Annotated in this window: 2 protein-coding genes (both running past the window's edge); both read left to right on the top strand. The window is 72.0% G+C overall.

The window, feature by feature from the left end; genetic code table 11:
* A protein-coding gene (locus tag B0F77_RS50810) for a serine hydrolase domain-containing protein (RefSeq protein WP_425435606.1) crosses the window boundary here: on the top strand, nt 1-2,070 show its 3' portion. It extends 435 nt beyond the left edge of the window; the window shows 2,070 of its 2,505 coding nt (coding positions 436-2,505); the start codon falls outside the window, past its left edge; the stop codon is at nt 2,068-2,070.
* Nucleotides 2,067-12,393: the 5' end (the start) of a non-ribosomal peptide synthetase gene (locus tag B0F77_RS02205; protein ID WP_086661048.1), read on the top strand. The gene runs 12,503 nt beyond the window's last position; 10,327 of the gene's 22,830 nt are visible here — the first part of the coding sequence; its start codon is at nt 2,067-2,069; the stop codon falls past the right edge of the window. Before B0F77_RS50810 ends, B0F77_RS02205 begins: the two co-directional genes overlap by 4 nt.

The raw sequence follows: 12,393 nt of genomic DNA, 5'->3' as shown, positions 1-12,393 counted from the left end.
GCCGAGGCGCTGACGGCGGTCGTCGACCACCACGAAGCCCTGCGGCAGCGGGTGACCGCGACCCAGATCATGTTCGCGGCGACCGGCGACGTTCCGTTCCGCGCGCTCCAGGTGTCCCCCACCGAGGACCGCGCCACGGTCGTCACCGCAGCCGTCGAGGCAGACCGCCAGGCCATCGACCCGGCAACGGGCCCGATGCTCCGCGCCACCCTCGTCCACTTCGGCACAGGCCACCAGGACTCCGGTCAGGTCGGCGCGGCCCAGCCAGAACTCTGGCTCACCACCTCGACCCTGGCACTCGACCCGGAGTCGCTCCCCGTCCTGATCACCGACCTCAACACCGCCTACCGCCAGCTGTCGGAGGCCCGTCCCGTCGCCCTCCCGCCGATCCCCGTCCCGCTGCACCAGTGGTCCACTCGTGCCGCCGAGCGGGCCGCGGCCGAGGACCTCGCGGACAGCGCTCACCACTGGCTCACCCGCACTCCCGGCATCGATCTCCCGGAAAGTGACCAGCAGGCCACCGTCACCCTGTCTCCGGAGCACACCGCCGCCCTGCTGGCCACCCAACGGCCAGAGGAACTGCTGCTCATCACGTTGGGCCGCACCCTCACCCGCTGGGCAGGGGGCGACCGGATCGACGTGGAGGTCAGCACCGATCCCCGCGCCGCCAACCCGGAGCTGAGCCGGACGGTCGGCCCGCTGCGCGCCAGCCACCCGGTGTCGCTCTGGCTGCCCAACCGGGATCTGCCTTCGGTACTGCGGTCGGCACGGCGTCAGCTGGCCGCCCTCGGCAACCCCGAGGACTACGGCCTGCTGCGTCACCACGCCCCGGACCCGGACCTGGCCGCCGATCTGGCCGATCTGCCACGCCCGCAGGTGGCGTTCGGCGCCGATCTGTCCACTCCGGACACCCAGCCGAACCCGCTGGTGTTCCACCCGACCACCGCGGACCACACCCCGGAACACCCGCTGGACGTCTGGGCCGCCCTGCACGAGGGCCGGCTCTACCTGCGCTGGACCGGTGCAGGCCAGGAACTTGCCCAGGCACACCTCGATCTGCTGGCCGAGGCCCTCGGCGAGCACACCTCCAGCGACGACCGCACGCTCACGCAGCTGTCCACAGTGGTCACCGAGGCGATGACCCAGCACGCCGTGCCCGGCGCCGCGCTCGCGCTGATCCGGGACGGCGAACTGGCCGGTGTCCTCGCGCACGGCACCCTCGCCGCGGACGACCAGACCCCGGTCACGCCGGACACGTTGTTCGCCGCGGGGTCGCTGAGCAAGACCGCCACCACGGTCGCGGTGCTGCGCCTGGCCGAACGCGGCGAGCTGGACCTGGACCGCGAACTGACCCAGTTCCCGGTGACCATCCGCCAGCTGCTCGCGCACACCGCCGGCCTGGCCGTGCCGGAGGACGACGAACCGCTGCGGCTGGAGCACCCGCCCGGCGAGGTGTTCCGGGTCAACTCGGCGCACTTCGTGCTGTTGCAACAGGTCCTGACCGAGCACACCGGCCTGGACTTCGCGGAACTGATGCGGCGCGAGCTGTTCGAGCCGCTGGACATGACCACGAGCACCTTCGTGAACCCGGACCCGGCAACGGTGGCCCGCGCGCACGACGCCGACGGCACACCGTTGTCCGGCGGGTACGAGGTCAACCCGGCGGCCGCGGCCGGTGGTCTGTGGACCACCGCGGCGGACCTGGCCCGGTTGATGATCGCCATCCGGCACGCCTACCTCGGGCACCCGGACGCGGTGCTGCGGCAGGACCTGGCCAGGGAGATGCTCACCGCGCAGTCCGGGCGGCCGTACGGCTGGAGCGCGATTCTCGACGACTCCGGCGCCGACCTCGAGTTCGGTCACGGCGGCCAGGCCACCGGCTACCAGGCCATGGCGGGCCTGCGGGTGCACGCCGGGCTCGGCGCGGTCCTGCTCACCAACGCCAGCAGCGGGCGCGAGCTGGTGACCCGCGTGATCGCCGCGGTCTGGCCCAGCCAGGCCCGGCTCACCACCCTCTTCCAGCGCGCCGTCGACGACGCCACAACCACCACAAGGGAGCACGGAGCATGACCGCCGAGGACACCAGGACGCCGGACCTGCGGGCGGAACTGCTGCGGCGACGGCTCGCCGGGCGCGCGACCGGCCGGCGCCAGGAGATCCCGCGCGCGGACCGGGACCGGCCGCTGGTGCTCTCGTTCGGGCAGCAGCAGATGTGGTTGCTGCACACGCTCGACCCGGACAGCCCGGAATACCTGGTCCCGCTGGTGTTGCGGCTACGCGGAACGCTGGACGAGTCCGCGTTGCGCGCCGCGCTGACCGGGCTGCTGGCCCGGCACGAGGTCCTGCGCACCCGCTACGCGCTGGTGGACGAGGACCCGGTGCAGCTGGTGGACGCTCCCGCCGAGGCCGAACTGCGGGTGCTCGCCGCCGACGACGAGACCGAGCTGCGGCGGCTGGTCGAACACGAGGTGGCCCAGCCGTTCGACCTGCACACCCAGTGGCCGGTGCGGATGTTGCTGGTCCGGCACGGCGCGGACGAGCACGTGCTCGCCGTGACGTTCCACCACATCGCCGTCGACGCGCACTCGGTCCGCCTGTTCGGTGCCGAGCTGAGCGAGCTTTACCGTGCACACCACGAGAACCGCGCGGACGCCCTGCCCGCACCCGGTCTGCAGTACGCGGATTTCGCCGCGTGGCAACGGAACCACGTCACCGGCGAGGTGCTGGCCGCGGAACTGGACTACTGGCGCGACCGCCTGGCCGACCTCACCCCGCTCGACCTGCCGACCGACCACCCGCGCCCGGCCGTGCGCTCCTGGCACGGCGAAGCGGTCGAGTTCACCATCCCGGCCGAACTCGCTGCCGCCGCGCGGAACCTGGCCACGGCTCAGGACAGCACTCTGTTCACCGTGCTGCTCAGCGCCTACCAGCTGCTGCTGGCCCGGCACGCGGGCAGCACGGACATCCCGGTCGGCGTCACCCTCTCCGGCCGCGCCCGTCCCGAACTGCAGGCCGTCTTCGGTTACGGCATCAACACCCTGGTGGTGCGCGGTTCCTGGCAGGGCGACCCCACGCTGGCGGACCTGCTCTCCGGCACCAAGTCCGCGCTGCTGGGCGCTTTCGACCACCAGGCGGTGCCGTTCGCGCGGCTGGTGGACGAACTGGCGCCGGAGCGCGACCAGTCCCGCACCCCGTTGTTCCAGGCCGACTTCATCCTGCACGAGGACCGGTCCACGGCGTTCAACCTGCCCGGCCTGGTGGTGGAGTCGCTCACCGGCAACCGGATCGCGAAGTTCGACCTCACCCTGGAACTGCGTGAGAACGCCGACGGCGGTCTGTCCGCCCAGTTCACCTTCCCGCCCGCGCTGTTCACCGCGGCGACCGTCGAGCGGATGTCCGGCCACTACCGGACCCTGCTGGCACACCTGGTGTCCACTCCGGACCGAAGGCTGAGCGAAGTCTCGCTGCTCGACCCGGCCGAGCGCGCGCTGGTGCTGCACGACTTCAACCGCACCGCCATCGACCTGCCCGCCCCGCACACCCTGGCGGAACTGGTGTCGGCCCAGGTCGCCCGCACGCCGGACGCGCTCGCGGTCACCTCCGCCGGGCAGAGCCTGACCTTCGCCGAGCTGAACGTCCGCGCCAACCAGCTCGCCCACCACCTGCGCTCCCTCGGCGCCGGGCCGGGCACCCTGGTCGCGGTCTGCGCGGAACGGTCGCTGGAACTGGCCATCGCCCTGCACGCCGTGGTGAAGTCCGGCGCCGCCTACGTCCCGCTGGACCCGGACTACCCGGCCGAGCGTCTGGCCTACCTGCTCACCGACTCCGCCGCCCCGATCCTGCTCACCCAGAGCCACCTCGACCTGCCGGAGACCGGCGCCCGCACGCTCTTCCTGGACACGCCCTCCTGGTCCGACGAGCCCACGAACGACCCGGAAACCGGTGCCACGCCGCAGGACGGTGCCTACCTGATCTACACCTCCGGCTCCACCGGCCGTCCCAAGGGCGTGCTGAACACCCAGCGCGGCATCGTGAACCGCCTGCACGGCATGCAGCGGATGTTCCAGCTCACCAGCGACGACGTGCTGTTGCAGAAGACCGCCGCCGGTTTCGACGTGGCGGTGTGGGAGTTCTTCTGGCCCGCGATCACCGGTGCCCGGCTGGTGCTGGCCGAGCCCGGTGGCCACCGCGACCCGCGGTACCTGCGCGCGTTGATCGCGGCCGAGGGCGTCACGCTGGTGCACTTCGTGCCGTCCATGCTCACCGCGTTCCTGGACGAACCGGACGCCGCGGCCTGCCCCTCGTTGCGGATCGTGCTCAGCGGCGGCGAGGCGTTGCCCGCCGATCTGGCCGCTCGCGTGCTGTCCACAATGGACGTCCAGCTGTTCAACCAGTACGGGCCGGCAGAGGCCGCCATCGACGTCACCGCGGGCGAGGTCACGGCGGCAACGCTGGCCGGATCCGCTCGCGTGCCGATCGGCTTCCCGGTGGACAACCTGCGGGTGCTGATCCTGGACGAGCGCTTCGAGCCGGTACCGGTCGGCGTGCCCGGCCAGCTGTTCATCGCCGGCGACGGCCTGGCCACGGGTTACCTGAACAGGCCAGCGCTCACGGCGGAGAAGTTCCTGCCGCACCCGTTCGAGCCTGGCCGGATGTACGCCACCGGTGACCTGGCCCGCTGGCTGCCCACCGGCGCGGTGGACTTCCTGGGCCGCGCCGACGACCAGGTCAAGCTGCGCGGCCTGCGGATCGAACCCGGCGAGGTGGCCGCGGTACTGCGCGAGCAGCCAGGTGTCGACGGCGCGGTCGTGGTGGTCCGCGCCGACCAGCTCATCGGTTACATCACCGGCGAGGTGCGGCCGGCCGCACTGCGCGAGGCCCTGCGCGACCGGCTGCCCGACTACCTGGTGCCGGCCGCGATCGTGCCGTTGGACCGGATTCCGCTCAGCCCCAACGGCAAGCTCGACCGCCGCGCTCTGCCCGCCCCGGACCGAACGGCCTTCGGCACGGCCGTGCACCTGGCGCCGCGCACCCCGGACGAGGCCCGGATCGCCGAGCTGTTCGGTGCGGTTCTGGAGCTGACCGGGGTCGGCGTGCTGGACAGCTTCTTCGACCTCGGCGGTGACTCGCTGCGCGCGGTCCGACTGGCCGCCAAGCTGCGCACCGCGGGTTACGACCTGGGCATGCGGGACGTGTTCGCACACCGCACGGTCGCCGCCCTGGCCTCCGCCGCCACCACCCGCACCGCTCCCGTCGAGTTCGTCCCGGTCGAGCCGTTCGCGCTTTTGTCCACTACGGACCGCGAGGCACTGCCGGCGGACGTGGTCGACGCGTACCCGCTCACCCAGGTGCAGACCGGCATGCTGGTGGAGATGCTGTCCGGCACCGGCCGGGCCGCGTACCACAACGTCAACTCCTTCCGGGTTCCCGACGAGCGCCCGTTCGACGAGGCCGCGTTCCGGGCCGCGGTGGCCGAGGTGACCGCCCAGCACGACCTGCTGCGCACCTCCATGCACCTCACCGGCTACTCCAAGCCCCTCCAACTGGTGCACGCGCACGCCGAGATCCCCGTGTCCGTGCACGACCTGCGCGAGGTCGAGGACCACCACGAGCGCCTGCTGACGTTCGCCGCCGAGCAGGGCACCGCGCTGTTCGAGCTGACCACCGCACCCTTGCTGCGACTCACCGTGCACCTGGAGCCGAGTGCCTGGCGGCTCAGCGTCACCGAGGCGCACGCGATCACCGACGGCTGGAGCCTCAACACCCTGCTGATGGCCCTGTTGCGCACCTACCACGCGCTGCGCGACGGCCTGCCCGCTCCGGCCGAACCCGCCGGAGCGCGGTTCGCCGACGTGGTGGCCGCCGAACTGTCCAGTGTGGACAGCGAGGAGGACCGCGACTACTGGCAACAGGTGGTGGACACCCACGTGCCACTGGTCCTGCCCGCCTGGGGCGAGGACGCCGAGGGACACCACCGGATCCAGGTGCGTTACGCCGATCTGGAACCGCGGCTGCGCGAGCTCGGCGCGGACACGTCGCTCAAGTCGGTGCTGCTGGCCGCACACACGACCGTGCTCGGTCAGCTCACCGCCGAACCGGCCTTCCACACCGGTCTGGTCTGCCACGGCCGGTTGGAGGCGGAGGGCGGCGACCGGGTGCTGGGCATGCACCTCAACACCCTGCCGTTCCCGGTGCAGCGCACCGCACGCACCTGGCAGGCGCTCATCGCCCAGGTGTACGCCACGGAAACCGAGGTCTGGGGCCACCGCCGCTACCCGCTGCCCGCCGTGCAGCGGGCAGCGGGCACCGGAGACCGGCTGCTCAGCGCCATGTTCGACTACCAGGACTTCCACCAGGTCGACGCCGGTCTGATCGAGGCGGGCGCGACGCTGGGCTCGGGGTTCACCGAGTTCCCGCTGCACGTGGTGGCGTCCGGCGGACACGTCACGCTCACCGCTCGCGCGGACACCTTCAGCCGCACCGAACTGGACCGGCTGGGCGAGATGTACCTGGCGGTCCTGACCGCGATGGCCGAGGACGCCGACGGTGATCCCACCGCCGCGCACCTGCCGTTCGCCGAGGAGACGCGGCTGCTCAGCGCGCACGGGCGCACCGTGACCGTGCCGGTCGAGCTGTGCGTGCACGAGCTGTTCCAGGAGCAGGTCGCGGAAACCCCCGACGCCGTCGCGGTGATCGCGGGCGGGGAGACGCTGACCTACCGGGAGCTCAACACCCGCGCCAACCAGCTCGCCCACCACCTGCGTTCCCTGGGCGCCGGTCCGGAAACCCTGGTCGGGGTCTGCCTCGACCGCGGCCCGGACCTGCTGCCCGCGCTGCTCGGCATCCTCAAGGCAGGCGCCGCCTACGTCCCGCTGGACCCGGCCAACCCGGTGGACCGGCTCGCGCACATCCTCACCGACACCGCCGCACCGCTGGTTCTCACGACCACCAACCTGACCGACCGGCTGCCCGCCGAACACCAGGGCCAGGTGCTGCTGCTGGACACTCTGCGCACCGAGCTCGCCGCCCAGCCGGTCACCGATCCGGCGCCGCTGGCCGGTCCGGACAACCTGATCTACGTCATCTACACCTCCGGCTCCACCGGCCGGCCCAAGGGCGTGGCGCTCACCCACGCCAACGTGGCCCGGCTGTTCACCACCGCCGCCGACCAGGTCCACTTCGGACAGTCGGACGTGTGGACGCTGTTCCACTCCTACGCCTTCGACGTCTCGGTGTGGGAGATGTGGGGCGCGCTGCTGCACGGGGCGCGGATCGTCGTCGTGCCGGGCGAGGTGACCCGCTCACCGGAGGACTTCCTGGACCTGATGGTCGAGCACGGCGCGACCGTGCTCTGCCAGACCCCGACCGCGTTCCGCTCGCTCACCGCGCTGGCCGCGGCGGGCGACCCGCGGATCGACCGGTTGCGGCTGCGGTCGGTGATCTTCGCCGGCGAACGACTGGACATCGCCGAACTGACCCCGTGGACCGACCGGCTCGGCGTCGAGCGGCCCGCACTGGTCAACATGTACGGCATCACCGAGACCACGGTGCACTCCAGCTTCCACCTGCTCACCGGGGAAGACCTGGCCTCACCGGCGCGCAGCTTCGTCGGCCACCCGCTGCCGGACTCGACCATTCACCTGCTGGACCCGCGTGGCGCGCTGGTGCCCGACGGCATCCCGGGCGAGATCCACGTGGGCGGCCCGGCGGTCGCCCGCGGTTACCTGAACCGGCCGGAGCTGACCGCCGAACGGTTCCTGCCCGACCCGTTCGGCCCGCCCGGCGCGCGCCTGTACCGCAGTGGCGACCTGGCGAAGCACCTGCCGGACGGCAGCCTGGAATCACTGGGGCGGCTGGACAACCAGGTCAAGATCCGCGGCTACCGGATCGAACTGGGTGAGATCCAGGCCCGGTTGCGCGAGCACCCTGCCGTGGCCGACGCGGTGGTCATCGCCCGCGCCGACGCGACCGGTGAACGCCAATTGGTGGCCTACCTGCGCGCGCCAGAAGCCCCGGAAGCGGCCGTGCTGCGCGCGTTCCTGGGCGAGGTGCTGCCGGACTACATGGTCCCGGCCGCCTTCGTGGTCATCGACGAGATCCCGTTGACCCCCAACGGCAAGCTCGACCACCGCGCCCTGCCCGCACCGGACCGCGAGGCCTTCACGACCACCGGCCAGGTGGCGCCGCGCAACCCAGTGGAGGAGCGGATCGCCGCGATCTGGGCGGAGGTCCTGGGCCTCGCCGACGTCAGCGTCACCGACGGCTTCTTCGACCTGGGCGGGGACTCCATCCGCGCGGTGCGCCTGTCCGGTGCGCTCCGGCAGGCCGGGTTCGACCTGGGCATCCGGGAGATCTTCGAGCTGCGCACGGTGGCCGCCCTGGCCGCCCGTGCCGCCACGCAGGACGGCCCGGTCCAGGCCGCCGAACCGGTCGCGCCGTTCGCACTGGTGTCCACAGTGGATCGCGAGCGGCTGCCGGCGGACGTGGTGGACGCCTACCCGCTGTCCCAGGTGCAGACCGGCATGCTCGTGGAGCAGCTGGCCTCGCCGGAGCGCAACACCTACCACAACGTCAACACGTTCCGGATCCCCGACGAACGGCCGTTCGACCCGGCCGCGCTGCGCGTCGCGCTCGACCTGGCCGCCACCCGGCACGACATCCTGCGCACCTCGATGCACCTGGAGGGCTACTCCCAGCCGCTGCAGCTGGTGCACGAGTCCGTGCGGATCCCGTTGACGTGGCACGACGTCAGCCACCTGAACGACGAGGAACAGCTGCGGCTGGGCCAGGAGTTCGTGGCCGCCGAACGCGGACTGGTGTTCGAGCTGAGCACCGCGCCGCTGCTGCGCGTCACCGCGCACGTCGAGTCGGCGACCTCCTGGCGACTCACCTTCACCCAGAGCCACGCCATCACCGAGGGCTGGAGCTACCACACCCTGCTGATGGAACTGCTGGCCGACTACCAGCGCCTGCGCGACGGCCAGTCCCCGCTGTCCCGCCCGGTGAACGCGGTCCGCTACGCCGACTTCGTCGCCGCCGAACTGAACTCGCTGGCCAATCCGGCCGACCAGGCGTTCTGGCAGGACGTCGTCGACACGCACGTGCCGTTCGAGCTGCCAGAGGGCTGGGGCGGCGATCCGGCCGAGGAGGGCGTGGCCAACCACGTCCAGGTGCGGTTCGGCGAACTGGCTCCTGGTCTGCGTGCCCTGGCAGCACGCGCCGGCACCGGCCTGAAGACCGTGTTGCTGGCCGCGCACCTCACCGTGCTGCGCTCGCTCAGCCCGGAACCGTCCATCCACAGTGGACTCGTGCTGCACGGACGGCTGGAGGCCGAGGGCGGCGAGCACGTGCTCGGCATGCACCTCAACACGGTGCCCTTCCCCGCCGAGACCGGCGCCCGGACCTGGCACGAGCTGGTGGCCCAGGTCTTCGGCCGCGAGGCCGCCGCGTGGGGGCACCGCCGTTACCCGCTGCCCGCGATCCAGCGCGCGGCCGGTGGCGGCCGGCTCATCCACGCCATGTTCGACTACCAGGACTTCCACCAGGTGGACCGCGACAGCGTCGACCTGGGGCTGACCTACCACGACGCGCCCACCGAGTTCGGGCTCAGCATCAGCGCGAAACCGGGCCAGGTCAACCTGACCGGCGTCACGGCGGTGCTCAGCCGGGCGAACCTGGAACGGCTCGGCGAGCTGTACCGGGCCGTGCTCACCGCGATGGCCGCGGACCCAGACGGTGACGCCACCGCGATCGCCCTGCCCGCGACCGAGCGGGCCGCCCTGCTGGCCGCGGCCGCCGGTCCCACCGTCGCACCGGTGTCCGGCACCCTGCACGACATCTTCGCCGGCCTGCCCTCGCAGGCCCCGGCGCTGACCGTCGGCGAGCGCACGCTGAACTACGGCGAGCTGAACGCCGAGGCGAACCGGATCGCACATCGCCTGCGCGCCACCGGTGTCAGCCGCGGCGACCTGGTCGGCCTGAGCGTCGGCAGGAGCGCGCACCTGGTGCCCGGCCTGATCGGCATTCTCAAGGCGGGCGCGGCCTACGTGCCGCTCGACCCGACGAACCCGGTGCGACGCCTTCAGGAGATCCTGGCCGACACCAGACTGTCCACTGTGGTCACCGAAGCCGCGTACCTGGACGTGGTGCGCGAGGTGCACGACGGCGCGGTCCTGGTGCTGGACGACGACCCCGCGCTGGCCACCGCCCCGGACACCGACCCGGTCAGCGGCGCCACCGAGGACGACCTGGCGTACGTCATCTACACCTCCGGCTCCACCGGCCGTCCCAAGGGCGTGCCGGTCAGCCACGGCAACGTGCTGCGGATGTTCAGCCCCGCCACCGGGTTCGACCTGGGCCCGGGCGAGGTGTGGACGATGTTCCACACCTACGCGTTCGACACGTCGGTCTGGGAGATGTGGGGCGCGCTGCTGCACGGCGCCCGCTTGGTCGTGGTGCCCGCGGAGGCCACCCGTTCCCCCGCTGACCTGCTCGACCTGCTGGTGCGCGAACAGGTGACCCAGCTCGACCAGACCCCGAAGACCTTGAGCGCACTGGCCCAACTGGTCGGCGAGAACGGTGTCGAGCTGGATCAACTGGCGTTGCGCCGGGTGTACTTCGGCGGCGAGAAGCTGGCCGTGACCGAGTTGCGGCCGTGGGCGGAGCGGCTGGGCCTGGACCGGCCCGAGCTGTTCAACGTGTACGGCATCACCGAGACCACGGTGAACTCCACCTTCCGCCGGATCACCCCGGCCGACCTCGCCGACCCCGGCCGCAGCCCGATCGGTGTGCCGATGGCCGGGCAGCAGACACATCTGCTGGACCACAACGGTTCGTTGGTGCCGTTCGGCATGCCCGGTGAGCTGCACATCGGTGGTGTCGGTGTGGCGCAGGGCTACCTGGGCCGACCGGCGCTGACCGCCGAGCGGTTCCTGCCCGACCCCTTCGGCGCGCCCGGCTCGCGGTTGTACCGCACCGGTGACCTGGCCGTGCGCCGTGCGGACGGAGTTCTGGACTTCGTCGGCCGCACCGACACCCAGGTCAAGATCCGAGGATTCCGGGTCGAGCCCGGCGAGATCGAGGCACGGCTGCTCAGCCACCCCGCGGTCCGCGAGGCCGTGGTGCTGGCCCGCCCGGACGCCACCGGCGAGCCCGCGCTCGTCGCCTACCTCGTCGCACCGGACGCACCGGACGCGGACGAACTGCGGGCGCACACCGCAGCCGGACTGCCCGAGTACTCGGTGCCCACCGCGTTCGTGCTGCTGCCGCAGATTCCGTTGACCTCCAACGGCAAGGTGGACCGCCGCGCGCTGCCCGCACCAGACCGTGCCGCGTTCGCCACCACCGAGCGGGTCGCCCCGCGCACCCCGGCCGAGCAGCGGATGGCCGCAGCCTGGGCCGAGGTCCTGGGCCTGCCGGTGGCGCAGATCGGCGTCGAGGACAGCTTCTTCACCCTCGGCGGTGACTCGATCCGGGCGATCCAGCTGGTCGGCGCGTTGCGCGCGGCCGGGTTCGGCAGCGGCATCCGCGAGGTGTTCGCCCACCGCACCATCGCCGCGCTGCTGGCCGGCGATCCCGGCGCCGCCGAGGTCGTCCCGACTGTCGAGCCGTTCGCGCTGCTGTCCACAGTGGACCGCGAGCAGCTGCCGGCCGGGGTGGCGGACGCCTATCCGCTCACCCAGGTGCAGACCGGCATGCTGGTCGAGATGCTGTCCGGAGACGGCGGCGCCTACCACAACCTGAACTCCTTCCAGGTCCCCGACGAGCGGCCGTTCGACCTGGCCGTACTGCGTGAAGCAGCCCGTGTCGTGGCAGGGCACCACGATGTCCTGCGCACCTCGCTGCACCTGACCGGCTACTCCCGGCCGCTGCAACTGGTGCACGCCGAGGGCACCATCCCGGTGACGCTGCACGACCTGCGTCAGTTGGACCAGGCCGCCCAGCACGAGGCCGGGCTGGAGTTCCAGCGCACCGAGCGGTCTGCCCTGTTCGAACCGGAAACCGCGCCGCTGCTGCGGATCGCGGTGCACCTCACCGGCGACACCGGCTGGTTGCTGACCTTCACCCACTGCCACGCGGTGACCGAGGGCTGGAGCCTCACCTCGCTGCTCGGCGAGTTGCTGGACACCTACCGTGCGCTGCGCGACGGCACCGAACTGCCCGATGTCGAGCTGCCGGTGCGTTACGCCGACTACGTGGCCGCCGAGCTGTCCGCTGTGGACAGCGCGGAGGACCGCGAGTTCTGGCATGAGGTGGTCGCCACGCACGCCCCGCTCACCCTTCCTTCCGGCTGGGGCGCACCGGGTCCGCGCGAACTGAACCACGTGCGGGTCGACCTGACCGAGCAGCTGGACGGTCTGCGCGCACTGGCCGAACGAGCCGGAACGTCGTTGA

This window comes from Lentzea kentuckyensis, assembly GCF_002150765.1.
Lineage (GTDB): Bacteria > Actinomycetota > Actinomycetes > Mycobacteriales > Pseudonocardiaceae > Lentzea > Lentzea kentuckyensis.
This window is presented reverse-complemented; position numbering and strand designations above follow the sequence as displayed.